Genomic DNA, 25,926 nt, shown 5'->3' with positions numbered 1-25,926 from the left:
GAGCACAACATGAGCGATCGTCCGGCCAACCCCGTGCCAGCAGCACCCGTGGCCGCAGATGTGAACGATCCGGTCTGGACGGCGACCGCTGCCACCTACCAGACCCACTTCAACTGGAACGACGCCGGTGAACGCGTCGTCATCCGGCAGCTGGCTGACGAGGTCCGCGATAGCCGCATCCTGGACGTCGGCGTCGGCGCCGGACGGACCAGCTGGTTGATCGGGCTGCTCACCGCCCGGTACACCGGGGTCGACTACACGCCGGCGAGGGTCGAAGCGGCCCGCCAGAACTGCCCGTGGGCCGACATACGGCTCGGCGACGCGTGCTCGTTGGAGTTCGCGGACCGGTCGGTCGACCTGGTCTTCTTCAGCAACGCCGGCATCGATTCGCTCGACCACGCGAACCGGTCCCGGGCACTGAGCGAGTTCGCGCGGGTGCTGCGCCCGGGTGGACTGCTGGTCTACTCGACCCTGAACCGGTCAGGGCCGTTCTTCGGTGCTCATCCCGGCCCCGTCCACGCACCCGGCAAGCCGCCGTCGCCGTACCGGGTGGGCAGGTTCGCGGCCCGGGCCGTGTTGCACCCGGCCATGCACCTGACCGGTTTCCGGAACGTCCGGCACCACACGGACCTCTTCGAGGATCACCAGGACTGGGCGATCGACACCATGCCGACGCACGACTGGTCCCTGATCGTGCACTACGTCACGCCCGACGCAGCCCGGGCCGAGGTGGCGGCCCATGGCTTCGGGGGGACGCGCCTGGTGGATCATCTCGGTCTGCCGATCGACCCGTCCGACGCCGCGGATCGTTCGGCGTGGTTCTACGTCGTCACCCGGCGACGACCGAATGACGAACCGTCGCAAGGAAATGAGGGTCCTGCGCCGGTGCCGGCCGTCAGCTGATCGCAGGCTGCGCGAGCAGTTCCCAGGCGGCCTGACGCACCGGCATCGCGGTGCGTGACTTGGCGGAGATCATCATGGCGACGTCCTCGGGGCGACACTCACCGGTGAAGTCGTGGATCTCCTTGTCGTGCATCGGCACGGTGCCCCAGTACTCGTGACACAGTGAGCGGCCCCGGTGGAGTTCGGGTCGGTCACGCCAACCGAGCACCTCGTCGGCGAAGACGCCGTAGAGGGTCCACTCCGAGAAGTGGAGCTGCCGTGCCAGCACCCGCTGCCAGGAGACACCGTGCCGGCGTTCCAGGTGAGCTCGCAACAGCTTCACCACCTCGGCGTCCACAGCGATGAAGCCGCTGATGTAGTCGTGGTACGGCGGTTCGATCATCGGCAGCCCCAACAGCGCACGAGCCGCCTTGTGCCATCGCACGTGGTCCGGCAACGCCGTCGTGACCGCGTTGTCACGGCGGTAGAGCACCGTGCGACCGTCGTGCTGGAACACGTCCGCTCGGACCGGCCGGATGAGTTCGACGTCGGAGTCGGCCACCAGGACCGTGGCCGCCGCCAGTCGATCCGCTGCGGCGAGCTTGAGCACCTGCTGCAGGATCCAGCCCCGGATCGGCGGCAACGGGTGGCGCGGCTCGATCGCCACCACGCGCGCGGACGGCGGCACGCGGGGCAGCCGGTCGCTGAGCCGGGACAACCACGGGGTCAAGCGGATCGATGCGGTGAGGAGCTCCCGCGCCGACCACACCACACAGCTCGGTCCACCGAACGGTGCGAAGAGCTGCACGTCCTCCTCGGGAACGATGAGGTAGTGGATCGTCCCGGGCGGCGCGAAGCGTTCGACCGACCGGCGCAATCGCGTGAAGACCGCGTAGTCGACCGAGTAGGTCGGCGTGACGATCGCCAGCGCGTCGCCGTTCTTGGCGTCCCTGGTGCTCATCGCGCACCACCCCCGGCGGCTCGGGTCAGCGACGGGACCGCACGGGTGGACGGCACCCGCTCGCCGGTGAGCACGACGTAGTCGGCGGGCATCGACGGATCCGACGGGTCCCTCGGCCCCACCCGGATCCGCGTGTCGTCGCGATAGCGACGCATGACCTGGTCGGGTGTCGCATCGGTGATGACTGCCCACAGGGCCGCGCGGGATCGCGCGCGCCGCAAGCGCAGGGCGTTCTCGAGCACGAACTGCGCCCGGCGCAACGCACCGCGGCCGGTCCGGCTCTCCCGGCGGATGCGATTGATCTGGGAGAGGGCATGCCGCCAGGGCGCGTTGGCGTCGCCGAACACGGTGCGGGCGACGACGGCTTGCGGCACGTACCAGACCAGCAGACCGGCCTGCGCGACGCGCTCGCAGAAGTCGACCTCCTCCTCGTACATGAAGTACTCCTCGTTCCACGGACCCACTCGATCGAGGCACTGCCCGGAGATGGCGAGGAGACCACCGCACGCCCATCCCACGGCATGTGCGCGCCCATACGCGGACGTGTCACGGATCACCTCCACCGGCAGCCCGAGCGCTGCGGTCCGCCGGGCGCCGACGCAGGCACTCACCAGCCCTGCCCACACATTGGGCAATCGACTGAGTGAATCGTCACGGACGCCGTGCTGGTCGACGATCTTCGGGCAGCTCACCCCGACGCCCTCCAGCTCCAAGGCGTTGACCAGCAACCTGACGGCACCGGGTCCCAGCAGGACATCCGGATTGGCGACGACGAAGGCACTGGCTCCCCCGGTCCTTCGGACATGGTCGACACCGACGTTGATGCCCGCCGCATATCCGCAGTTGGCCGTCATCACGCAGATGTCGACCGCCGGTGAGACGGCCCGGACCACCTCCGGCGTGCCGTCCGTGGATGCGCTGTCCACGACCACGACCCGGTATGTCGCGGTGGTGTCGTCGGCCCGGACGGCATGCAGGAAACCGGCGACCAGGTCGGCGCTGTTGTGGGTGACACAGATGATCGCGGCGTCCGCGCACTCCCGCGCCGGAGCCGGCCGGGAAAGCTCGTCAATCGACATGTCTGTCCTCCTGCTCGGCACGAGTCACCGGTTGCGTGACGCGCGACTCGGCTGCGGGCTGCGGTGGGTCGGCCGCGTGGATGCGCGCCAGCGCCCCGATCATCCCGACGACGAGGAAGAGCAGGCACGGCACCATCGGAAACCCCATCGTGTCGAACGTCCCGAAGCTTGCGAACGCCGAAATCACCGCAGCCGCAAGCGATCTCGACAGTGAGTCCGACCACATGCCACGGGTCGAACTGCGCATGATGCGTACGGCGGTGACGATCGCGGCGCGGGCGAACCAGATCGTCAACAACAGACCCACCACCCCGCCGCCGATCAGCACACCGAGGGCCATGTTGTCGAGGATCCGGTACTGCGGCAGGAAGGTTCCGTAGCCTCGGCCGAAGATCGGCCAGCGTCCGATGAATTCGAAGGCGTAGGCGTAGCTGTCGGTGCGTGACTTGGCACTGCCGTCGGTGCTGATCCCGGTGAACATGCCGGCCAAGGTCCCGAGCATTCCGGGGACCAGTTCGTAGAAGACCACGAGTACCCCGAGGGTCACGAGGTACATCACCCGGCGCCGGTGGCGCGGCCAGGCCGCGACGACGACGGGCAGGGACAGCACCAGGCACATGATCGTGGTGCGGGAGATGCTCACCGGACAGGCCATCGCGAGCGCGGCCACCGGCCACCACCTGCGCAGCACCGATCGGCCCTCGCGGCCGTGCAGGGCGTCGTGGATGGCGATCGGCAGGCACATGGCGATGATCACGCCGAACTCGATCGGGTGGGTCGCGGTCCCGGCCGGGCGGTCGAAGCCGCTCCGGCTGACCGTCTCCAGATCGAAGTTGAAACTCAGTCCCGGGATCTGGATCAGATCGATCCACTGTCGCTTGGTGACGAACTGGATCAAGCCGAGTGCTCCGACGGCACCGCCGGACACCGCGATCCGGTGCACGAGCAGGGCGAGGCGTTCACGGCTGGCGATGCCGTCGAGCGCGACCAGCAGCACGCCGCTCCATGCCACAAGGCTGATCAACGACCGATCCGAACCGTTGATCTCCAACGGAGCGATCGGTCGGGTCGCGGCAGCGACGTACGCAGCGGTCATCCCCCACGCATAGGCAGTCAGCCCGAACCGCACGGTCGCTCCGCCCGCGTGCCCTCGCTCGCCGCGCCGGAGCCGCTCGGCGGCCCACCACAGGAACGCCAGGATGCCGAGCATCTGGGCCGGTGTGCCGGCGGCGCCCAGTGGTGCGAAGACCAGCACGGACGGGATGAAGGCGAACATCCACACATACAGCGACAGGACCGCCGTGGCGTCGAAGCGCCAGATGCGCCAGTCCGCGGCGGGCGCACCGGCCGGTTCGGCGTACACCGCCTGTTCCGTCGCACGGACCTGAAGGTCGGTCATCATTGCCTTCGCGACGCCGCCAGGTCAGGAACGACTGCTCAGATGCGGTGCGTCCAGACCGCTGAGTGCCGGCTCGTCGTCGGGGTCCAATGCGATACGGGAGGAGGACGCGTCACTCGTCGCGCCGATCAGGTCGTCGACGGCTGCCGTCTCGCTCTCGCGGGGCACTGCCGGTGCTGTCAGGCTGTCGTGCCCCTTGCCCTTGCCCCTGCGCCGGCCACCGGGACGGGCTGCGCGCCGCCGGCTACGCCGGCCGGCGAAACCATCGGTGAACGCCGCAGCAAGGACGGTCAATGCCACGCCGAGCGCCGCGACGAGCAGCCCGGCGCGTTGCTGACTCTTATGGCTGGCAACGGGTTTGGTGTCCTGCGCCACCAGGTCGGTGGTGATGTGCCCCGGTGACGGTGTGTTCGCCGCCGACTGCAGTTCGTTGAGTTGCTGCGGCGCCAGCGCGGCCAGCAGCTTCATCACCTTCGCGGCACCGGAGGACGTCGTGTCCTTCACATCGATGATGAGCACGGCGCCGCTCGTCGCTGGGTCCGGGGCCACCGTGTAGCTCGCGGTGGGACTCACCTCGCGCACGGCCTGAGCGGTCTGTTGGCTGAGCATCGAATCGGACAGAACACCGACCACCGGCTGCATGCTGCCCAGGTTGAGGTAGGGATTGCCGGCTTTGGGCACGCTCGCGCCGGGTGGCAACAGCACCAGCATCGCCTTGGCCTCGTACTTGACGCCGACGAACTGCAGAGCGCCGAGGCACAACATCGGGGTGAGCAACAAACCGAGGAGGACGACATACCAACGCCGACGTAGCGCTCCTGAGAGATCTACCTTCAACGGGATCCCCCTCCGTTCAGATTTCGACGAAATTATTTCCGGTTCACCGTCGACCCGCTGTTACTTTATGGACCACCTCAGCGGAAGGCAGGTTTTCTCCGTGGTACCGGTCCTGCGAAAACAACCCCTCGACAACAGGGTTCGGTTGCTACGTACCCGTGCGCCATTGCTCCTCGTGCTGGTGTGTCTGACAGCGGGCTGGATGTGGGCTTATCGCATTCACGGCGCCTATCAGGGAACGGTTCAGGTGACCTTCGCCTCGCCGAACCCACAAGACGCTCGTGACCCGTTCACCCAGGCGATCAATCCGCTGACGTCCGAGTCCCGCCACAGCCTGATCGACCTGGCCGGCATCACGGTCCGCGCGGTCACCGGGCTGCACACCCCGCCACAGGCCGTGTCCGGCGACGTCACGCTGCTGGACAGCGGTGTGTATGACGGCTCCTCGGTCATCCAACCCAACGTCGGCGGCCAGTGGTCCTACTCCTTCAGCGAAGCGGGAATGCAGGTGCAGGCGACGGGGCCGACCGCCGAGGCGGTGACCGCGAAGATCGACAATCTGGTGAGCCGCATCCGCGCGAGTGTGACCGCCCGCGAGGATGCCAAGCATGTCGCCGCGAACCAGCGGGTGAAGATCCTGGTCAGTTCCGGACCGCCGCCGGTCTATTTCGTCTCCGGCAGCCGCACTCGGGCACTTGCCGGAATGGCGATGGTCTCCGCGCTCACCATCGCGGCCATGACACAGCTCCTGCGAGGTCGTGAATCCTGGTTCTGAACGGTCCGGTGCGGTGACATTCCGCGGGTCCGTGCGCCTTGCACAATCACCCCGTCCGGGGCCGTGCCGCCGCCATACTCGCCGGCATGATCGACGTGGACCGCTACACCGGGGGCATTCTCGTCCTTTCCTGCGACGAGCAGCGGGGCGGCCCTGATCCCGCCGTCGCGTTGCGACGTGCGGGCGTCATCGCACCCACCTCGGTGCGGCACGGCAACGTCACGGTGGCCGTCTGGGGGCAATTGGCGACGGAGCGGGCGGGTGGCTCCCCCATCGTCGTCAGTGGGTTGGCCCGAGGGCCGCACGCCGACGTCCCGACCGGGCAGATCGACCTGGCGAACGGTGTGGCCGGCGGCCACTCGATCGCCGAGCTGATGCCGCCGTTCGCTGCGGTGCAGATCGAGCACGATGCCCGCGACGCCGCCCCGCACAGCACGGTGCGGGCAGTCACCGACGCGCTCGGCTACCGGCACGTCTATCACCGCGAGGGCAACGGCTGGAGTGCGGTCTCGACCTCGAGCCTCGCGCTCGCACACCTCGACGACGCGCACCTGGACCGTGCGGGATTCGCGGTCCAGGCGATGCTGGGCTGGCAATTGGGGCATCGGACGCTCTTCGGCGGTGTCGACAAGTTGCGTCAGCGCGAGCGTGTCACTCTCCGCCACGGCCGATCCATGATCGACCACTACGCGCTCGACGCGCGCCGACCCCGCGCGCGGCTGGACCGGGCCGTCAGCGATGCCTCGGCGCTGCTGCGGGACTACGTGGTCGACTACCTCGACGACCACCCGGACGCGATACTGCAGCTGACGGGGGGCCTCGACTCGCGCATCCTGCTGGCGGCGATCCCGCCCGACCGGCGGCGCGGCATCCGGGTCCTGACGCTGGAGAGCGGTCCGGGTTCGGAGGACGTCCGCATCGCCCGGCAACTGGCCGAGCGCTACGGGATGCGGCACCTCGTCCAGGGACTGTCGCGGCTGGACGACATGGACCCGGCGGCGGCACACGACCTGGTCATGTCCGCCGCGCGCGACCTGAACGGTATGGCGGACCCGGTCGCCCACGCCGCCCTGCTGACCGTGGAATCGACCTTCCCGCAGGGGGACCGGATCTCCGGCCTGGGCGGGGAGGTGGCCCGCGGCTTCTACTACGTCGGCCCGGTCGTCGGCTACCCCGTCGCGCGACCGCTGACGCGCGCCCTCGTCGGATGGCGGATGTTCGCCAACGACTCGGTGGCGCCCGCTGCACTGGACCGCGAATTCGGTCCGTGGGCAAGGGAATTCGCGACCGATGAAGTGCACCGCATCCTGCAGGGATCCGGCATGGCGTGGCCGGACGCGACCGACCAGCTGTACCTCTACGAGCGCATGCAGCGTTGGGCCGGGGTGACCGACAGCGCGGTCTGCCTGGGCCGGGCGACGGTGAATCCGATGCTCGATCCGCGGTTCATCGACATCGCCAACTCACTGGCGCCCGCAGACAAGGCGCACGCCGGTTTCCTGGCCCGACTCGTCTGCCGGCTCGACCCCGGCCTCGCCGAAGTCCCGCTGGACGGCCGGCGCGCACCCTCGGCATACGCCGCTCCCGGGCCGCGCCAGCGGCTGGCGAACGGTGTTCCGATGGCGCAGAAGGCCCGGCGCAAGATCGTCCAACGGCTGCGCAACGACCGGCGGCCACCGGCGGGTGGCGACACCCTCACCGCCCTGGTGACCGAACACTGGCGGGGTCACCCGGAGCTGCTGGATCCGGTCCGGGAGACGCACCTCTTCGACGACCAGTGGCTGGACGCGCTGATCGCCGGCGGGTCGGCCGATCCCTCGACCACCGCGCTGCTCGCGACCACCGTCGCGCTCACGACGACCTGAGGTGACGGAGGCCTGCTTCGGCGGACTGCCTTCGCTCCGCGCCGCACTCAGTCACGCACTGCGGCGGCCGACGGTCGGCGCAGGTGGTCGTACAGCGGGTAGCGTGCCCAGTCCCCCAGCCCGACCCGGCCGAGCAACCGCATCACCCGGCCGGGGAGAAAACGACCCATCACCGGCAGTCCGAAGCCGAGGTAGACGACGCCGCCCACGGTCAGCCCCAGGGCGAGCCGCAACACCGTCACATCGGTCACCTGCTTGGCCGCCCACGCCGCGAGCGCGCTGACGATGGTGAGCCCGAGAGCCGGCAGGGTCGACGCCAGCAGGATCCTGCCCAGGTGATCGACCAGCCGCCGGGTGAGCGCGAAGTATGCCGGCAGCACGACCAGCACGATGACCGCGACATGGGCCCAGGCCGCGCCTCGCATTCCATCGAACTCGACACCGGCGAACATCGCCGGCACGAGCACGACGAGCCAGATCATCTGCACGACCAGGTTGCGGGTCGGCATCCCGGCACCGACCAGCAGGTTGCTGAGCAACAGCGAACAGACGAAGAGGCTGCCGTAGACGCCCAGCACGACGATCACCGGGGCGGCATCGATCCAACGGTGCCCGTAGAGGGTGTCGACGATCTCGCCGGAGAGCACCAGGGTGAATCCGGAGATCGGGAACGCCGCCAGGCAGATGAGACTCAGTGAACTGCGCAGCGCCCGTCCCAGGCGGTCGGGGTCGCTCTTGGCATGGCTGAACATCGGCATGGCCACGTTCATCACCATCGAACTCAACGTCGCGGTCGCCCACGAACTGACGTTGAAGGCAAGGGTGTAGATGCCCAGCCGCACCGGGCCCAGCACTTTGCTCACGAACAGGTAGTCCGCGTTGAGGAGCATGAATCCCACGAGGTTCGCCGCCGCGATCGGCAGGCCGAAACGCAGCACGCGCCGGGCCTGCCGGGCGTCGAACCGGGGACGGTAGAACTTCCTGGCGAACCACAGCAACACACAACCGGTCACCAGCTGGCCGAAGACTCGCGACCACGCGAAGGCGATGTCGCCCGGACCGTTGAGTGCGAGCAGCAACATCAGCACATTGCCCGGGACGAACGCTGCGGCCGCCCCGAAGAACATTGCGTCCTGGCGGAATTCGCGGGCGAGCAGGCCGCACGGCACGGTGAACAGACCGACCATCGCGATGCACAACGCCAGGATCCGCAGCGCGTTCGCGCTGTCGGGCGCACCCAGCAGGACCGCCAGCTGCGGTGCCAGGAGCAACATCACGCCTGCGAGACCGAGGCCGATGACGATGGACAGGAAGGACACCGTGGGACCGACCTCGGCCGGGTCCATGTCGGCCTGCGCCATACAGGCGGTGAGCCCGAGCTCGGAGAACGAGCTCACCACGGTGAAGACCGCGAGCGCGACGGCGTAATTGCCGAACTGCGCCGGCGTCACGATCCGCAGCATGACCATGGTGATCACCACACCGGACAAGCGCATGGCCACCGTGTTGACGCCGCTCCACAGCGCTGCCCGGGTCACTCGGCCGGCAAGCGAATCGGGCACGACGCCTCCCGCGCAGCCATGGTTGCGAACACTCCGAGCAATCGGAGGAGGACCCGGTGACCTCTGCTCGGTGTCACTCCCGGCCCAGCGCTAGGAACTATAGGGCCGCCGCGGAGGCCGCCATCGGTTATTTCAGCGGACCGTGAAACCGGAAATTCCGACCGGAAAGTGCTGACTCCCAGACGTTTTCGCCGCGCCGGGAAGGGACCGGGAACTTCTCGGCATCGGTGCCGCAACTCGTCCATCATCGGGTCATGCAACGGCGTGAAGGAAGCGTCCCCCCGGCGGCGGCGTGGGTGCGGGCAGCCTTGTGGTTGATGTGCGGCGGCTGCCTGCTGCTCGCGGTGGTGCTCACACCGATGCACTGGATCGACGTGTCACGACCACGGTTGGTCGAACTGGCCGCCTTCACACCACTGGGCACCGTCTTCGCCCTCGCCGTGGTGGCGATCGGCGTCGTACTCCTCGCGGTACATCGAGCCCGCACGCGGGAGGTCGGTGCCATCCTCGCGGCCGGCGCAGTGCTGCTCGCCCTGCACCTGTGGTGGATCGGGCCGCTGTATGTCGGACCCCGGCCTGCGACCAGTGGCCGGCCATTGGTGATCCTCAGCCAGAACTTCGAGTACGGCGATCCGGCAGCGTTGGCGCGACTGGTGGCGCAGGAGAAGGTGGACGTCCTGGTGCTCACCGATCTCGACAGCCAGCGCGTCGCCGAACTGCAGGCGACCGACATACCGCGGCTGCTCCCGCACGCCATCGGCACCGAACCGGACCAGACGATCTCCTCCGTCGTCTTCAGCCGCTACCCCATCGACTCCGTCCGCAGCGGACCACATTCGTCCCACGCGGACCTGGTCCGCCTGCACACCCCAACGCTCGGCGATGTCGACCTGGTGGCCGTGCATCCGCAACCGCCGTACACGGTGCGCTGGCGCCCGGATTACCGGGCGCTGACGTCATACCTGCGCAGCGCCGTGCCACAACCGGCGCGCCGTCCCACGATCGTGGCGGGCGACTTCAACGCGACGACGGACAATGTGCCGTTCCGAGCCGTGCTCGGCCTGGGGTATGCCGACGCCATCGCACAACGACGTGGCGGTTTCCAGCCCACCTGGCCGGACTCGGCGACCAAGCGCTACCTGGGTGTGCCGGTCCCGCGGCTGGTGACGATCGACCACATCCTGCTGTCGAGCACGGTGGCCGCCTCGTCCGCGCGGACCGTGCACGTGTCGGGCGCGGACCATCGCGGCGTGCTGGCGTCGGTGGCTCAACGCGCCGGCTGAGCGGTCCGTCGCCGGCGCAGTGCCCGATCGGTCGCCCTGGCAGCGGACCGGGACAACACCGCGACCACGGTCTCCAGCGGCCCCTTCCGACGCAGCGCGGCGAACACGACACCGACGGCCAGGACCACCGAGACCTCCGGCAGCAGCCTGCGCCGACCGTAGTCGGGCCACGTCTGCGGCAGCACCATGATCAGGTGCGCGCTGTAGAGGGTGAGCGTCATGGCGCCCGCCCCGCAGAGCACCTGCCAGCACCGGGCCGCCACCCGGGTCACCAGCAGGGCCAGCCCGATGACTGCGAGCGCCACCCCGCTCGTGAACGCCAGATCCGCAACGGAGCCGGAATGTGGGGCGTTCACCGCCAGCCACCACCAGCTGTGTGTCGGGGTGACGCCTTCCAGACCCACCTGCACGTGCGGCTGCAGCGCCGGCCAGGACGACACGGCGGGACCGGTCCAGCTCTGCACGAGGCGTGCATGCACCGCCGTGCCGGACGTGAGGAGGTATGACGCGAGGCTCGCGGCCACCGCGAGCAGCGCACCGGCGCACATCACCTGGATCGCCCGGTCCTTGCGGCGCAGATCCAGCCGACCGACGGCCAGCCCGCAGGCCAGGTAGGCCAGCCAGGTGAACGCCGGGTATTCACCGGTCACCAGCAGCCGGAGCAGGATCCCCGCGACACTCAGACCGCTGAAGCCACCGGCGACCGATGTCGGGTCGAGCAGCCGGAACGCCTGAGAAGCCACCGGTGCCCACAGCATCCACACCCCGGCCACCAGGAACAGCCGTGACGGCCGCAGCCACAGCAACGGCAACCCCAGGACGAACAGCACCCCGTAGTAAGGCAGTATCACCGCGATCCCCGCCGGGTGCAGGTGTTCCAGCAGCATCCCGATCAGGCAGATCACCCCGGCCCGTACGACGATCCCCGCCGCGTCGGCGGTCCGGCGGCGACGCCCGGTGTGCGGTGTGGACCCTCCGGTCAGCTGCGCCAGCGACACCCCCGCCAGCACGGCGAACAGCGCCGCTGCATTGCCGGTCGCCACGCGCTGGGCCAACGGCACCCGGCCACCGACCATCTTCGGCAGGATGTGCGCCACCATCATGCCGAGCAGCGCCAGGCACCGGGCGACGTCAATCCCGACGAACCGGCCGCCCTCGACCGCGCTCCACCGTCGCGCCCGCACCGCCGCGGACGCCGGTGCGGCCGGCGACGACGCGGTCGCTGTCGGCAGTGAGGCAGCCGCCGGCGCTGATGCCGGTCGCGATCTCAATGTCCGCTCCCGTCGCCCGCCGGGCGCCTACAATGCGATGCATGGCGCGGCCACCGGTGACGGAGGGATGGCAGTCCGACACGCCTCCTCCGGACGACTTCGCAGATGACGTCTCTCCCAATTACGTCGACGCCGCCACCGTGGCGCTCCGTTTCGCGTCCACGTCGGTCGATGCGAGCGCGGCGCAGCCCTCCGGCCTGACCGAAGCGGTCACGCCTCGCTCGCTGCGCGACGCGATGGGTTGTCTCGCGACCGGCGTGTGCGTGATCACCACCTTCTCCGGCGACAACGACGTCGCGATGACCGCCAACTCGGTGACCTCGGTGTCCTTGGAGCCGCCGCTCGTGCTGGTGTGCATCGCAAAGACGGCTCGGTTCCACGAGGCGATCCTTCGATCCGCCCGGTGGGGTGTCAGCATCCTGGACGCCGGATCGCATGAGCTGTCAACCCAATTCGCGACCCCGGGCCGCGATGCCGCTGGTCAACTGGCCCAGGTGCGTTTCGATCGAGGACCCGAGACGGGTGTGGCGTTGCTGTCCGGATCGGTCGCCCAGTTGGAGTGCGTCACGACCGACGTGCACCAGGCCGGCGATCACGACGTGATCATCGGCGAAGTGAGATCCCTTGCACAGGTCGGCCCCGGCAAGCACCCGTTGCTGTTCCACCGCGGCCGCTACCGGTGGCTGCTCTGAGCGCACCCTCATCGGTCAGGCCCAGCTCTTGCGCAGTTTGTTCATCGCCGAACACACCCGGCGCGGCATACGATTCGCGTCCCGGACCATGCGAGACAGCGACTCCGGCGTGACACCGCTCTGCACACTGAAGCGGGCCTGCAGCCAGGAGTCGACGGCGGCGGGCTGACGGTCGCTGGTGAAGACGGTGGTGTAGCCGGCACTCCGAGCGGCCTTGAGCACTTCCCGGTTGTACTGGCCGAGCGGCAGAGCAGCGGTCCGGACCGCTTCCCCGCTCAGCACGCTGAGCGCGGCCCGAGCCTCGATCACCTCGCGCTCCAGTTCCTCGTCGCTGAACCTGGTCCACGGTTCGTGGGTCCATCCGTGGTTGCCGAGGGTCATGCCCGACCGCACCAGCTCGCGTACATCCGTCCTGGACAGGCTGCCCGGACGGCCCAACCGGTCGACGACGACGAAGAACGTCGCGTGCAGCCCCCTCTCCAGCAGCGCGGGGAGTACGATCTCCACGTCGGATGCGTTGCCGTCGTCGACGCTCAGCGAGACGGCGTGGCGGTCCTGAGCGAATACGTCCAGCAGGCGCAGGAATTCGTCGTGACTCACCCAGTAGCGATCCTCCCCGGGATCGAGCCTGCGGTGTGGACGACCGACCCCGTGGAAGCAGACATTGAGCCTCCGGCGCGGGGCCAAGCCCGTTGCGATGGTCATCACCCGATCACTCCTTCGGTTGCTGATGCCGCGCGCTCGGAGCCCCAGCTCCTGCTGCCCCAGCGGGCCCTGGCCTCTGCGATGACGGTGAGGCCGACGTAGACGGCGGCGGCCGGTGCGAGAACGGGATCGGCGCGCACGGCTGCGACCAGCCACCTCGTGCCCGCTGCGGGTCGGACGCGGCCCGTCCGGTCCGCCGCCCGCAACTGCTTGTTGCCCCGCCGCACCCGGGCCAGCCGGCGCAGCAGCAATCGTGTCGAGGTGACGGCCTCGACCACGCTGACGACGTCGTCGAGGTGGGTGGCCTCGGAGGTGTCGAACAACGAGTCCAGGAAGAGATCGTCCGCGATCACCTCCGGGAAGTCGGCGAACCTGGCGCGCCCCGCTTCGGAGATCGCCACCGCTCCGCGACCGAAAAGTGCTGTGGCGTATGACGGGTGAAGTGCGTGGATCCGGTAGTACATGCGCACACACCGGCAGCTGCGCGACACATCGACCGCGCGCGTCGGCACTGCGACGAGCGGCCGAGGAGCGGGATCGTCCGGGTTCGCCCGCAGCGAGTCGGACAGCCGCTCGATCGCGCATTTGTCCAGGCGGATGTCCGCATCGAGGTAGATCCGTGGGTAACCGATGGCCCGTCGTTCGGCGGCGTTCAGCGCGGCCGCCTTCCCCGCGGCCGCGACCTCCACGACCTCCACCGGGCGGCTGCCCACGACGGACACCGTGTTGTCGGTGCAACCGTTCGCAGCCACGATCACCCGCAGTGGCTCCGGCGAGCCGCCGGCGAGCAGCCCGTCGAGGGTTCGCCCGATCACCGCCTCCTCGTTGTGCGCGGCGATCAGCACCGTGGTCATCGTGTGCCGCCCGACCCGGTCAGCTCGTCGAAGACGGCCACGTAGGCGTCCCGCTGGTACGGCCAGGCAAGTTCCTCCTCGACCCGCCGACGACCACATGCCCCCATGCGGGACCGGGACTCCGGGTCGTCGAGCAGCGCGACGATCTCCTTGGCGTACAGCTCCACGGCGTCGGCCGGGACGTAGCGCGCGGCGTCGCCGGCCGAGACCCGGGTCTCGTGCAGGTCGAACGCGAGGACCGGCACGCCGAACGCCATGTACTCCATCGTCTTGTTCATCGTCGATACGTCGTTGAGCGGATTCTTCGGGTCGGGTGACAGGCCGAGGTCCGCGGTCGACAGCACCTCGATGACGTAGTCGTCCGGTACCCGGCCGGGCATCTCGACGAAATCCTGCAGGCCCAACCGGTCGCGTTCGGCGACGAGGTCCGCCCAGCAGTCACCGCCACCGATCAGGGTGAAGGACACATCGGTCCGGCCCATTTCATGGACGACGAGTTCGGCGGCACGCAAGGCGAGGTCGACCCCGTCCTGCGGACCCATCACCCCCAGATAGGCGACCAGGTAACGGCGTCCGCGCCGTCGTGCCGGGTCCGGAGGCACGCTGCGCAACCGATCCAGGTCCGGGCCGGTGCGCACGACCGTCACGTCCGAGGCCGGCTTGCCGCCGCGGGTGCGGGCGACGGCGGCATACGACTCGTTCGTCGAGGTCACCTTGTCGGCTGCCGCGAACGTCGCCCTCTCGAGGGCCAGCAATCCGCGCAGCGGCAGGCCGCCGCTGCCGGGGAACCGGGATCGATACAGCTCCGGCGACAGGTCGTGATGGTCGAAGACGAAACGCGTGCCGTCGGCCCACCGCAGCACCCGCGCCAGCGGCCAGAAGATCTCCGGCGGGTTGCAGGCCTGCAGCACGTCGAAGCGGCCACCCCACCGTGCGCGGGCCAGCTGGTATGCCGTGGCGACGAACGAGTAGGCGTATTCGGCGACATAGCTCAGGGCGCTGCCACCGGGCGCATAGGGCGGGTAGGCACGGATCGTGATGCCGTCGATGACCTGATGGGAGGCGGTTCCGCGTCCTTGCGGACACACCACGGTGACGTCGTAGCCGGAGTCCCGCAGTGCCAGGCTCTCCAGCCAGACCCGGCGGTCGAACGGGACCGGCAGGTTCTGGACGATGATGAGGACCCGTGGTGTGTCGCGTGACTTCACCAGCCGACTCCCTCATATCCGACGACGCGTTCGACGTCGCCGCCCAGCCGGCCGCTCAGGTCGATGAGCAGCTGCGGGTTCGCCTCCCGGAGCGCACCGACGATCGCCGGGGCCGAGGAGGTGACCAGTGCGACGTTCGCATCGGCGAGCGCCTCTTCCGGTGACCCGGTGAGCAGCCGGTCCAGGTGGGGCAGCCGGGCCATGACGTTCTCCCGGTTGGCACCGATCAGCTGACTGGTGTTGAGGATCGGATCGTAGATGCGCACCTCGAAGCCCTTGCCGATCAGCCGCTCGGCCAGCTCGACGTTCGGGCTCTCGCGCAGGTCGTCGGTGTCCGATTTGAAGCTGAGCCCGAGCAGCGCGACCTTGCGTCCGCCGGCAGCCAGCACACGGTCGACGACCTCCCGCACCGAGACCTCGTTGCTGGTCGTGGTGCCGAGCAGTTGCGGGGCGTCGACTCCGTTGAGCCGCGCCATGTGCTGCAGCGAACGCAGGTCCTTGGGCAGGCACGAACCGCCGAAGGCGAAGCCGGGGCGCAGGTACGTCGGTGAGATGTTGAGCTTGGCGTCCTCGCAGAACAGGCTCATGACCTCCCGCGAGTCGACCCCGTAAGGGCGGAAGACCCGGCCGATCTCGTTGGCGAAGGTGACCTTCGTGGCGTGGAAGGCGTTGCAGGCGTACTTCAGCGCTTCCGCGGTCTCCACGCTCACCTGGTGGACCGGCAGGCCGAGGAAGGCGAAGACGTCCTCCATCGCCTGTTGGGTCCGCCCGTCGGTCGAACCCACCACGACGAACGGCGGGTCGAAGAAGTCGGACACGCCCGCGCCCTCGCGCAGGAACTCCGGGCACATCGCGGTGCCGATCCGCCAGCCGGTCGGCAACTGCTCCGCGAAGGCCGGGGCGACGACCGTGCGGCCGGTTCCCGGTGGGACGGTGCTGCGCACGACGACGCTGTGGTGACCGGAGGCCGGTGGCGACACCTCGTCCATCGCGTCCCGGATGTCCTGGACCGCCCGACTGATGTAGGTCAGGTCCGTGGCGCCGTGTGCGGTGGACGGCGTGCCCACGCACACCAACGAGACGTCGGCACGGTCGACGGCCTCACGCGCATCCAGCGTCGCGGTGAGCCGTCCGCTCTCGACCCCTTCACGCATCAGTTCATCGATGCCCGGTTCCACCACCGGACTCCTGCCACAGGCGATGAGCCCGACCTTGTAGGAATCGACGTCGACCCCCACGACGGTGTGCCCTCGAGAGGCCAGGCCGGCGGCAGTCACCGCGCCGACATACCCGAGTCCGAAAACGGCGATTTTCATTGGTGCCCCCAGCAGTGCTGCGACGGACGCGCGCCCGCAACCGCGGTGTGACGGTTGCTCGGCTGTCGCGGAAAGTACGCGGAAATTAGCAAGATTCGCGTCGTGCTCCGTGAGTTATTGCTCCTGCCGGTGACGTCCGCAGGAAGGCCGCTCGCGATGTGATGGACCACCGTGCTGGGACCGATGTGGGGTCGCCGCGACGGTGCGGCTGTCAGGGTGCCGCCGTGATCTCGGAGTAGAGGTAGTCGATGTCGTCGGGTCCCAACGTCGCGCTCTTGAACATCCGGCGCGGTGGTCCCGAGATCGCCACCGACGGCGTGATGGCACCCCCGGCCACATGGTCGTCGACCACGGTGAACAGCGCCCGGTGCCGGAAGGCCAGATGACGGGACAGTTGGCGCAACCCGGCACGGAACAGGCCCGGGTCGCTCGCGTACTGGATCGCGGCGAACCACCGCAGGTTCTTGCGCCGCTCGAAGCGCCACTGCACGTAGCAGGCCGTGTCATCGGTGACGATCACCGCGTGACGCGCCCAACGACAACGCACGTGGTCCTGGTAGTAACGCAACGGTTCTCCGGTCAGCACCCGGGCGATCTCGTCCGGATCGGAACTGACCTGTACCCGACGCGGCGGCGTCGGCCAGGGCAGATTGACCGTGAGTTGGCTGCGGGGGTCCAGGTAGCGGAAACCTAGTCGCAGATTGAGCTGCTGGACGGCGGGCGTCGGCGACAGGTCGGTGAAGTGGTAGCCGTCCTGCGCCAGGAGCGCGTTGAGCATGCGGATGCTGCCGGAACGGAATCCCGGCGCGACACACCAAACCGCGAGGTTGCAGAAGCGTTCGGTGCGGCCGTTGATGACGCGCGTGGAGTAGATCGCCGGATAGGCGCCGACGACCTGCGGGCCCGACCACAGCGCCATGCCGTGGTTGGGTGCATCGGTCCCGGGCCGGCTGTTGATCTCCGACCAGGCGGCCACCCAGTCCTCCGCTGGGCTGTTCGGCGGGAAGTTGTCGGCCAGGAAACGACCCACCGGTGGAAGATCTGCTGTCTCGATCGGGCGAACGGTGACGGACTGTTTGCTCGATGACACGGCGGTGCCCTATGCGTCCGGATGCGCGCGTTCGGCCTCGACGAACTCGGTGAGCGTGCCCAAGGTGCCGAAGACCTCGCCGCTCACCGCAGTGTCGTCGATGCGAATGTCGAAGTGGTTCTCCAAGCGCACGAGCAGATCCACCACTGCCATCGAGTCCAGCTCGGGCATGCTGTCCAGCAACTCCGTCTCCCGGGTGAGGGTCGCCGAACGACCTTGGATGCCAAGGGTTTCGACGACGACATCCCTCACCTGGTCGAAGGTTGTTTCAGTCATGGTTGTGCGCCTTTCGTTGGTCGGGCCCCACGAGGACCTCGAGTGCCGGTGGATGTCCGAGGAAATCTGCGGGACTGGCGGTCCTGCCGTAGGCGCCGGCCTGAAAGATGACGACGAGATCGCCGACATCGGTGGAGCTGGGCACCTGGACGTTGTCACCGAGCAGGTCGAGCGGGGTGCAGAGACACCCGACCACCGTGGCTGTCATCTCCCCACCTGTCGGGCCCATCCGGGTGCCTACGACCAGCGGGTAGTTGCGCCGGATGGCCGCACCGAGATTGCCGGTCGCGGCGAGCTGGTGGTGCAGGCCGCCGTCGACCACGAGGTAGGTCCGCCCCCGGGAGACCTTCCGGTCGATGATCTCGGTGACGTAGACACCGGCCTCACCGACGAGGAAGCGCCCGAGTTCGAGCGAGAGTTCGGCGCCCGGGAGCGCAGGTGAGAGCCGGTCCTCGGCCAGTGTGCGCAGGTGATCACCCACCGTCTCGATGTCGAGCGGCCGGTCGCGGTCGTGGTACGGGATCCCGAATCCGCCGCCGAGGTTGACCTGCCGGACCTCGCTCGGTGCGGAGTCGGCGAGTCGCAGCACCAGATCGACGGTGCGGTCCTGGGACTCCATCAGGATCTCCGCGTGCAGGTTCTGGGACCCGGAGAAGACGTGCAATCCAACGAATTCCAGGTCGTATGCCGCCAGGTCGGCGAGGAAGGCCGGCACGAGTTCGGCGTCCATGCCGAACTGCTGTGGGCCGCCGCCCATACGCATTCCCGAGCCACGGACCGCGAAATCGGGGTTGACCCGCACTGCGACCCTCGGCCGCACACCCAGCTCCGCACCGATCGCCACCAGCCGCTCCGCCTCCAGCGACGACTCGACCTCCACGGTGATGCCAGCGGCCACCGCACATCGCAACTCGGACGGCCTCTTACCCGGGCCCGCGAAACTGACTCGGGTCGCAGGCATTCCGGCATCCAGCGCCACCTTGAGCTCCCCCGATGACGCGACATCGAGGTGCTCGACCTGGCCGGCGACATACTGCACGACCGCCGGCATCGGGTTGGCCTTGATGGCGTAGGACAGTCCGATCAACGGTCCGAGATGACGGTGCAGCAACGAAATCCGCTCGGTGATCGCCGACCGGTCGTAGGCGAAGAACGGTGTCGATCCGACCTGCGCGGCGAGACGCCGCAGTCCTACTCCGCCGATCGTCAGTTGCTCGCCGGTCGTGGCGAATCGGGCGATGGTGCTGTGCACGGGAGCTCCTGTGGTGCTCACACCGCCACCAATGTCCGTAGCGCGGTCCGGTCGAACTTGCCGTTCGGCGAGCGCGGCAGGTCGTCGAGGAGTACGACGCGTCGCGGCACCATGAACAACGGCAACCGGGCGCGCATCGCGGCGAGGACCTCGTCCTCGTCGGTGCCGGCCCTCGTCACCGCGGCGATCAGCACGATCTGCTGCCCGAGCGCCTCGTCGTCGACCCCGAGCACCACGGCGTCGCGCACCAGCCCCGTGTCGTAGGCGGCTTCCTCCACCTCGCTCGGGCTGACGCGGTAGCCGGAGGTCTTGATCATCTCGTCCCGTCGGCCGACGAAGTAGAGGAAGCCTTCCTCGTCGCACATGACGGTGTCGCCCGACCAGACGGCGAGCTCCTCGCCCACGGCACCGGCTCGCGCCGCCGGCAGCGGCCGGAAGCGTTCGGCGGTGCGCACCGGGTCGTTCCAGTTCCCCTGGGCGACCAGTGGTCCACGGTGCACCAGTTCACCGGGTTCGCCCGGTTCGCAACGGGTTCCGTCGGGGTGGACGACCAGTACCTCGGCATTCGGTATCGCCTTGCCGATCGAGTCCGGCCGACGGTCCACTTCGTCCGGGTCCAGATAGGTGGAGCGGAAGGCCTCGGTGAGTCCGTACATCAGGAAGGGGCGGGCGCCGGGGAAGAGCGCGCGCAGACGGGTCAGGGTCGACTTCGGCATACGACCGCCGGTGTTGGCGAAGTAGCGAAGCGTCCGTGTCGCCTCGGCGGGCCAGGTCGCGGTGACCAGCTGGATCCACAACGGGGGCACCGCGGTCAGGCCGGTGACCCCGTGCTGCGCACACAATCGCACGACATCGCCCGGTAGGAGGTAGTTGACCAGGATCACGTGCGCCCCGACGTGCAGCGCGGTGGTCAGCTGGCTCAGGCCCGCGTCGAAACTCAGCGGAAGCGCGGCCAGGATGACATCGTCCGCCGTGTTGGCGAGATATTCGCTGACACTCTCCGCGCCGACGACGAGGTTGCGGTGGCTGAGGACCACGCCCTTCGGCATGCCGGTGCTGCCCGAGGTGTAGAGGATCGCGGCCAGATCACTGTCCACCGGCCGGTACGTCGGCTCGCTCCCCGCGGTGGCGATCAGCGACCGCCACCGCACGACGGTCGTGCCCGGCGGCACCTCGGCCGCGATCTCCCCGTCGTCGACCAGGACGACGACCTCGACGTCGGCAGTGGCCCCGCAGGACAGCAGCGCCGTCAACCGCTCCGACGACGTCACCACGCAGCGCGCCGAGCAGTTGGCCAGGATGTAGCCGACCTGGCGCGGTTTCAGCACCGGGTTCACCGGGACGAAGAGTGCCCCCACCGCCGACGATGCCAGCATGGCGACGACGTTCTCCACGCGCTTGTCCAGGAAGATCGCGATCCGGTCGCCCCGCTCGATGCTGTATGCCGCAAAGCCCACGGCGCACCGTTCGACGACGTCCTGCAGCCCGCCGTAGGTCGTGGTGCCGGAGCGGTCCGTCACCGCCGGTGCGGACGGCACCAGGCCCGCCGCGGACCGCACCATCTCGTGCAATGCCCTCACCATGGCTGCCTCCCCTTCTCCCTCACCACGCCAGACATGTGAGTTCGCTGTAAAGATTGTCAATGTCGTCCGCACGCAGCGTCGTGCTCTTGAACATTTTTGGCCGGCCCGCAAGATGGCGCGCAAAAAACAACGGCCCGACCGTTCGTTCCTCCAGCAAGAGCACCAGACCGTGCCTGCGACGCAACACGTGACTGCCGAATGCCGTCACACCGGAACGAAATTGAGCCGGATCGCTGACATACAAGACCGACACGAATGCCGGGATGTTCCGTCGGCGGTCCTTGCGGTAGATGACGTAGCAGATGCGGCCGTCGCGGCGCAGGACGACGTGGTGGGCCGCTCGGGCGCGCCGGTGGTCGCGGTAGATCCGCAGCTCGTCGCCGTGGAGCACCTGCTCGATCCGCGGACCGTCGTGGATGACCTCGGTGCGTCGTGCCGGCAGGGGAAGGCAGGGCACGAGCTGGACGGAGGTGTCGAGCCGGCTGAAGCCCAGCCGTTCGTTGAGCGGTATGACGGCACCGCTCGGTGACAGATCGGTGAAGGTGAAGCCCGGCTGCGCGAGGGCGGCTCGCAACAACCGGAAGCTGTGCGCCCGGTGGGTCGGCAGCACGCACCACGCCCCCAGATTGCAGATCCGCTCCGTCGTGTCGCCGAGGTGTCGTTCGGAGTAGAAGGCCAGAAGGACCCCGGCCAGCGTCGCGTCGTCCAGCCGCAGTTGGAAGCCGAAGTTGGGCCGGTCCACCCGCCAGGGCACGTCGACGGCGTGCAGCCAGTCGGCGACGGAGACGCGCTGGTTGAGGTGTCGGTGCAGGAAGTCAGCGACCTCCGGGAGGTCCTCGGCCGCGATCTGCGAAACGGTGATGCGTGGAACAGCGATGTGCGGAACGACCACTGCGACTCACCCCTGCTCACCCTGGCGAACGCGGCTTCCTCACGGCCGCGGCACGGCAGCGAAGTCGTCTGTCGTCGCGACCGACAGTATCCGTGATCGCGTGTCGCACCGACGGATCCGTTCTTTTCCGCTGCTGCTGCGAGGTGCGCGGAATTAATCCGCTCCGAACAGCGGAACGCCTGCTGCCGACCAGGTCGACAGCAGGCGTTCGGTGGTGCAGCGGGCGATCAGGCCTCGTCGCCCGACTCGTCCTCGGTGTTCTCCTCGGTGGACTCGGCCTCGTCCTTCTCGATGCCGGCCTCTTCCTCGGCCTCGGCGAGCTCCTCCTCGAGCGCCTCGGCGGCGATCTGCTGGCTGACGTTGACGACCAGCAGCTCCTCGTCGGCGATCAGGCTGACACCCTCGGGCAGCGCGACGTCCTTGGCCAGGATCTGGCTGCCGGCCTCCAGGCCCTCGACCGAGACGGTGAACAACTCGGGAATGGCGATGACGTCGGCCTCGACGGTCAGCGTGCTGTTCTCGACGACGACGTTGGTCTCCGGCGCCGCGTCACCCTCGACGTGGACCGGGACGTCGACCGTGACCTTCTCGCCGCGCTTGACGATGACCAGGTCGACGTGCTCGATGACCGGCTTGATGGCGTCCCGCTGCACGTCCTTGGCCAGGGCAAGCTCCTGCTTGCCGTCGAAGTCGAGCGTCAGGATCGCGTTGACGTGCTTGAGCGCGAGCATTGTCTCGTGACCCGGCAGGGTCAGGTGCACCGGCTCGGTGCCGTGGCCGTAGAGCACGGCGGGGATCTTGTGGTCGCGGCGGATGCGGCGGGCCGCACCCTTGCCGAACTCGGTGCGCAGTTCGGCGTTCAGGCGGATCTCGGTCAGGGCCATGGGTGTCCTCGCTTCGGGAAGCAGCTGTCGGAATGGAAGTGGCTGCCTCGACGCGGGACGCGGCGCGAGCGGTGCTGGACCGCCGTCGGCGCGCGCTGCAGCGGCATACGGACGATGCCGGCGGTGCACACACCTTGTCGATCACGGACGTTCGTGCATCGTCCCTCGCCGAGGCTGGCGGCTCACATGGTATGCCGCCGGCCGCGTCCGGCCCAAATCAGGGCGTGAACATCGAGGTGACGGAGCCGTCCTCGAACACCTCGCGGATCGCCTTGCTCAGCAGCGGTGCGATCGACAGCGCCGTGAGCTTGTCGAACTGCTTCTCCGGGGTGATCGGCAGGGTGTCGGTCACGACGACCTCGCGGGCGACTGAGTCGCGCAGCCGCTGCACCGCCGGGTCCGAGAAGATCGCGTGCGTGGCGGCGATCACCACGCTGGCCGCACCGTCTTTCATCAGCGCGTCCGCCGCGTGGCAGATCGTGCCGCCGGAGTCGATCATGTCGTCGACCAGGATGCACGTGCGGCCTTCGACCGCCCCGATCACCCGGTTCGCGACGCTGGCATTGGCTCGGGTGACGTCACGGGTCTTGTGGATGAATGCCAGCGGCGTACCGCCCAGGCGTCGCGACCATTGTTCGGCGACCTTGATGCGACCCGCGTCCGGGGAGACGACGGTGAGGTCCTCGCTGCCGTACTTGTCGTTGACGTAGCCGGTCAGGATCGGGAGCGCCTGCAGGTGGTCGACCGGCCCGTCGAAGAAGCCCTGGATCTGGTCGGTGTGCAGGTCGACCGCCATCAGCCGGTCGGCGCCGGCCGTCTTGAACATGTCCGCCATCAGCCGGGCACTGATCGGCTCGCGGCCACGGGACTTCTTGTCCTGTCGGGCATAGCCGTAGAAGGGTGTGACGACCGTGATCCGCTTGGCGCTGGCGCGCTTCAGCGCGTCGACCATGATCAGGTGCTCCATGATCCATTTGTTGATCGGCGCCGTGTGGCTCTGGATGACGAAGGCGTCACAGCCGCGGACCGACTCCTCGAAGCGGACGTACATCTCGGTGTTGGCGAAGTCGCGCAGTTCGGTGGGCACCAGTTGCGTGCCGAGGTCGTCGGCCACCGCCTGGGCGAGCTCGTGGTGTGCACGACCCGAGAAGACCATGAGGTTCTTCTCGGTCGTCCGCTTCATGCCAGTGCTCATTGCGACTGTGAACCTTCCTGCTGTGCCCGGGTTGCTTGCTGTGCGGCGGCCGCGGACGCGGTGCCGGAACGCTTGTCTTCGACCCAGCCGGGCAGGTTGCGCTGCCGCCCGCGCGCAATGGCCAGCTCGCCGGGGCCGACGTCGTCGACGACAGCCGACCCCGCGGCGACATACGCTCCGTCAGCGATCCGCACCGGCGCGACGACCACCGAGTTGCTGCCGACGAAGCTGTCCTTGCCGACGATCGTGGGGCTCTTGGTCACCCCGTCGTAGTTGGCGAAGATCGTGCCGGCGCCGATGTTGCTGCCCTCGCCGATGGTGGCATCGCCGCAGTAGGTCAGGTGCGGGACCTTGGCGCCGTCGCCGATCCGGGCGTTCTTGGTCTCCACGAAGCCGCCGATCTTGCCGCCGCGGCCGAGCTCGGTGCCGGGCCGCAGATAGGAGAACGGACCGACGGTCGCCACGGCGCCGATGAGCGCCAGATTGGCCTGCGTGCGTATGACGCTGGCGCGGTCCTCGACCTGGGTGTCCACCAGCGTGGTGTCCGGACCGATCTCGCAGTCGGCGCCGATGGTCGTCGCACCGTGCAACTGACAGCCCGGGCGGATGACGGTGTCCTGCCCGACGCTGACGGTGACGTCGGCCCAGGTGGTGTCGGGATCGATGACGATGGCGCCACTCTCCCGCATCAGCGCGTCGAGCGTGCGACGGTTGAGCTCCTTGCCGAGGCGGGCCAGCTGTGCCTTGTCGTTGACTCCCTCGGTCTGCCACAGGTCGTCCAGGACGTGCCCGCTGACCGGCAGGCCGCGCTGCACGGCGATCTCGACCACGTCGGTGAGGTACTTCTCCCCCGCTTCGGCGTGCACCCCGACCTCGGCGAGTGCTTCACGCAGCACTGCCGCGTCGAAAGCGAAGATGCCGGAATTGAATTCGCCGATCGCGCGCTGCTCGGGAGTGGCCTGCTTGTGTTCGACGATGGCACGGACCGCACCGTGTTCGTCGCGGATGATCCGCCCGTATCCCGTCGCGTCCGCCAGCATCCCCGTCAGCACGGTGACCGCTGAGGAGGCGCGCTGATGCTCCTCGGTCAGCCGCTGCAGTGTCTCGGCGGTGAGCAGCGGGGTGTCACCGGTGGTCACCAGCACGGTGCCGGCCAGCGATTCCGGGAGCGCCCGCAACCCGCATTCGGCGGCTCGGCCGGTGCCGTAGACGTCATCCTGCTCGGCGACGACGATGTCCTCGTAGATCTCGCGGGCTGCGGCGGCCACCGATTCCTTCTGGGCACGGACCACGACGGCGACATACGGTGCGCCGGTGCCGACGGCGGCACTCACCGCATGACCGACGAGCGTGCGGCCGCCGATGGCGTGCAGTGCCTTGTTCCGTCGTGACTTCATCCGGGTGCCGTCCCCTGCGGACAGGACGATGACGGCGGCGGGCGTTGCTGTCACGGGGTCGACTCCTCGGCAGTGGATCGGGACATGACCAGGTGCGGGTGACCAGGCCGCGTGCGCGTGCGGCCCGGCGGCGATGTTACCGGCTCTGCCGAGGTGTGCCCGTCGTCGGCTCCCGCGCCGGGCCGGCCGCGTGCGGCCATGCCGGCCGGATCGCCGACTGCATCGCTCGCTGGATCGACCGGTCCGCGGTTCTCGGGCACACCATCGATAGCTGCCGGAACACGGCTCGGGTCGAGCCACCCAACGCGTTGCGTTTCCCGAGCAGCGCTTCCGCGATGACGTGGATTCGCCAGGGAAGGCAGTGGGGGTAAATTGCGCGAAAATCGTTGCCCTTGCTCATCATTCATGACATAATCGAACACATGAACGATACCGGATCACGCGACGTCGACGTGCTGGATGCCGTCGCGGTCCGGGCGTTCCACGACCGGTTGGACGACCCGGTCGCCACCGATGACCCGTGGGCTGAGATGCGAGCACTGGAGGAGCTGCGCAACGCGATCAGTGCCCGCCAAGCCCGGCTGGTGATGCAGGCCCATGCCGAACAACGCGACGCGGACGACCGGCGCCGGATCGCCCGTCAGGCCACGACGCGGTTGGTCGGATCC

At 68.6% G+C, this 25,926-nt stretch carries 24 protein-coding genes; 6 read left to right on the top strand and 18 right to left on the bottom strand.

Annotated features, from left to right (window positions below):
• Window positions 1-9: 9 nt before the first annotated feature.
• Window positions 10-903 (top strand): class I SAM-dependent methyltransferase, encoded by an 894-nt coding sequence (locus ACTHL4_RS00685; protein ID WP_440280804.1) that lies wholly within the window; start codon window positions 10-12, stop codon window positions 901-903.
• Here ACTHL4_RS00685 and ACTHL4_RS00680 read toward each other — a convergent pair.
• The 4 genes from ACTHL4_RS00680 to ACTHL4_RS00665 are packed head-to-tail and all read right to left on the bottom strand — an operon-like array spanning window position 896 to window position 5,086.
• A complete protein-coding gene (locus ACTHL4_RS00680) occupies window positions 896-1,843 on the bottom strand; it encodes a DUF6492 family protein (protein ID WP_440280803.1) in 948 nt (315 codons plus the stop codon). The genes ACTHL4_RS00685 and ACTHL4_RS00680 overlap by 8 nt on opposite strands.
• Window positions 1,840-2,922: a glycosyltransferase gene (locus ACTHL4_RS00675; protein ID WP_440280802.1), complete on the bottom strand. Its 1,083-nt coding sequence runs from the start codon at window positions 2,920-2,922 to the stop codon at window positions 1,840-1,842. Before ACTHL4_RS00675 ends, ACTHL4_RS00680 begins: the two co-directional genes overlap by 4 nt.
• On the bottom strand, window positions 2,912-4,285 hold the full coding sequence (locus ACTHL4_RS00670) for an O-antigen ligase family protein (protein ID WP_440280801.1): 1,374 nt from the start codon (window positions 4,283-4,285) through the stop codon (window positions 2,912-2,914). The genes ACTHL4_RS00675 and ACTHL4_RS00670 overlap by 11 nt, the downstream gene beginning before the upstream one ends.
• Before the next feature lie 60 nt (window positions 4,286-4,345).
• The gene (locus ACTHL4_RS00665; RefSeq protein WP_440280800.1) at window positions 4,346-5,086 is read right to left on the bottom strand and encodes a hypothetical protein; all 741 of its coding nucleotides are present in this window, start codon (window positions 5,084-5,086) and stop codon (window positions 4,346-4,348) included.
• 4 nt (window positions 5,087-5,090) lie between these two features.
• Between ACTHL4_RS00665 and ACTHL4_RS00660 the strand changes: the two genes are divergently transcribed.
• Together ACTHL4_RS00660 and ACTHL4_RS00655 are read left to right on the top strand one after the other, a co-directional pair.
• Window positions 5,091-5,933 carry a hypothetical protein gene (locus ACTHL4_RS00660; protein WP_440280799.1) on the top strand — a complete coding sequence of 281 codons (843 nt, stop codon included), beginning with the start codon at window positions 5,091-5,093 and terminating at the stop codon, window positions 5,931-5,933.
• Between the two features lie 86 nt (window positions 5,934-6,019).
• Window positions 6,020-7,798 carry a hypothetical protein gene (locus ACTHL4_RS00655; protein WP_440280798.1) on the top strand — a complete coding sequence of 593 codons (1,779 nt, stop codon included), beginning with the start codon at window positions 6,020-6,022 and terminating at the stop codon, window positions 7,796-7,798.
• Window positions 7,799-7,845: 47 nt separating this feature from the next.
• Here the strand turns inward: ACTHL4_RS00655 and ACTHL4_RS00650 are convergent, their stop codons facing one another.
• Window positions 7,846-9,360: an oligosaccharide flippase family protein gene (locus ACTHL4_RS00650; RefSeq protein ID WP_440280797.1), complete on the bottom strand. Its 1,515-nt coding sequence runs from the start codon at window positions 9,358-9,360 to the stop codon at window positions 7,846-7,848.
• Window positions 9,361-9,614: 254 nt separating this feature from the next.
• On the opposite strand from ACTHL4_RS00650, the gene ACTHL4_RS00645 reads away from it, so the two are divergent.
• Window positions 9,615-10,643 carry an endonuclease/exonuclease/phosphatase family protein gene (locus tag ACTHL4_RS00645; protein WP_440280796.1) on the top strand — a complete coding sequence of 343 codons (1,029 nt, stop codon included), beginning with the start codon at window positions 9,615-9,617 and terminating at the stop codon, window positions 10,641-10,643.
• Here ACTHL4_RS00645 and ACTHL4_RS00640 read toward each other — a convergent pair.
• A complete protein-coding gene (locus ACTHL4_RS00640) occupies window positions 10,628-11,914 on the bottom strand; it encodes a heparan-alpha-glucosaminide N-acetyltransferase domain-containing protein (protein WP_440280795.1) in 1,287 nt (428 codons plus the stop codon). The two genes, ACTHL4_RS00645 and ACTHL4_RS00640, sit on opposite strands and share 16 nt — an antisense overlap.
• 41 nt (window positions 11,915-11,955) lie before the next feature.
• On the opposite strand from ACTHL4_RS00640, the gene ACTHL4_RS00635 reads away from it, so the two are divergent.
• Window positions 11,956-12,606, top strand: coding sequence for a flavin reductase family protein (locus ACTHL4_RS00635; RefSeq protein ID WP_440280794.1), 651 nt, complete (start codon window positions 11,956-11,958; stop codon window positions 12,604-12,606).
• Window positions 12,607-12,621: 15 nt separating this feature from the next.
• On the opposite strand, the gene ACTHL4_RS00630 is transcribed toward ACTHL4_RS00635, so the two are convergent.
• The 12 genes from ACTHL4_RS00630 to glmU all read right to left on the bottom strand — a co-directional run bounded on the left by ACTHL4_RS00630 (window position 12,622) and on the right by glmU (window position 25,312).
• Window positions 12,622-13,311: a polysaccharide deacetylase family protein gene (locus ACTHL4_RS00630; protein ID WP_440280793.1), complete on the bottom strand. Its 690-nt coding sequence runs from the start codon at window positions 13,309-13,311 to the stop codon at window positions 12,622-12,624.
• Entirely contained in the window at window positions 13,311-14,165 is an 855-nt protein-coding gene (locus ACTHL4_RS00625) for a glycosyltransferase (RefSeq protein ID WP_440280792.1), read from the bottom strand. The genes ACTHL4_RS00630 and ACTHL4_RS00625 overlap by 1 nt, the downstream gene beginning before the upstream one ends.
• Window positions 14,162-15,373 carry a glycosyltransferase family 4 protein gene (locus tag ACTHL4_RS00620; protein WP_440280791.1) on the bottom strand — a complete coding sequence of 404 codons (1,212 nt, stop codon included), beginning with the start codon at window positions 15,371-15,373 and terminating at the stop codon, window positions 14,162-14,164. Before ACTHL4_RS00620 ends, ACTHL4_RS00625 begins: the two co-directional genes overlap by 4 nt.
• Window positions 15,370-16,689, bottom strand: a complete 1,320-nt coding sequence (locus tag ACTHL4_RS00615) for a nucleotide sugar dehydrogenase (protein WP_440280790.1) — start codon at window positions 16,687-16,689, stop codon at window positions 15,370-15,372. Before ACTHL4_RS00615 ends, ACTHL4_RS00620 begins: the two co-directional genes overlap by 4 nt.
• 211 nt (window positions 16,690-16,900) lie before the next feature.
• Window positions 16,901-17,719 (bottom strand): hypothetical protein, encoded by an 819-nt coding sequence (locus ACTHL4_RS00610; protein WP_440280789.1) that lies wholly within the window; start codon window positions 17,717-17,719, stop codon window positions 16,901-16,903.
• Window positions 17,720-17,788: 69 nt separating this feature from the next.
• Window positions 17,789-18,055 (bottom strand): acyl carrier protein, encoded by a 267-nt coding sequence (locus ACTHL4_RS00605; protein WP_440280788.1) that lies wholly within the window; start codon window positions 18,053-18,055, stop codon window positions 17,789-17,791.
• Window positions 18,048-19,307, bottom strand: coding sequence for a pyridoxal-dependent decarboxylase, exosortase A system-associated (locus ACTHL4_RS00600; RefSeq protein ID WP_440280787.1), 1,260 nt, complete (start codon window positions 19,305-19,307; stop codon window positions 18,048-18,050). The genes ACTHL4_RS00605 and ACTHL4_RS00600 overlap by 8 nt, the downstream gene beginning before the upstream one ends.
• Window positions 19,308-19,324: 17 nt before the next feature.
• Entirely contained in the window at window positions 19,325-20,890 is a 1,566-nt protein-coding gene (locus ACTHL4_RS00595) for an acyl-CoA ligase (AMP-forming), exosortase A system-associated (protein ID WP_440280786.1), read from the bottom strand.
• A 19-nt stretch (window positions 20,891-20,909) separates the two neighbouring features.
• On the bottom strand, window positions 20,910-21,782 hold the full coding sequence (locus ACTHL4_RS00590; RefSeq protein ID WP_440280785.1) for a hypothetical protein: 873 nt from the start codon (window positions 21,780-21,782) through the stop codon (window positions 20,910-20,912).
• Between the two features lie 227 nt (window positions 21,783-22,009).
• Window positions 22,010-22,666 (bottom strand): 50S ribosomal protein L25/general stress protein Ctc, encoded by a 657-nt coding sequence (locus ACTHL4_RS00585; protein ID WP_440280784.1) that lies wholly within the window; start codon window positions 22,664-22,666, stop codon window positions 22,010-22,012.
• Between the two features lie 217 nt (window positions 22,667-22,883).
• A complete protein-coding gene (locus ACTHL4_RS00580) occupies window positions 22,884-23,861 on the bottom strand; it encodes a ribose-phosphate diphosphokinase (RefSeq protein WP_440280783.1) in 978 nt (325 codons plus the stop codon).
• Entirely contained in the window at window positions 23,858-25,312 is a 1,455-nt protein-coding gene (glmU, locus tag ACTHL4_RS00575) for a bifunctional UDP-N-acetylglucosamine diphosphorylase/glucosamine-1-phosphate N-acetyltransferase GlmU (RefSeq protein WP_440280782.1), read from the bottom strand. The genes ACTHL4_RS00580 and glmU overlap by 4 nt, the downstream gene beginning before the upstream one ends.
• Before the next feature lie 368 nt (window positions 25,313-25,680).
• On the opposite strand from glmU, the gene ACTHL4_RS00570 reads away from it, so the two are divergent.
• The coding region (locus ACTHL4_RS00570; protein WP_440280781.1) for a hypothetical protein at window positions 25,681-25,926 on the top strand (246 nt) is incomplete at its 3' end.

The sequence above is a fragment of the Flexivirga sp. genome, from assembly GCF_051955415.1.
Lineage (GTDB): Bacteria > Actinomycetota > Actinomycetes > Actinomycetales > Dermatophilaceae > Flexivirga.
This window is presented reverse-complemented; position numbering and strand designations above follow the sequence as displayed.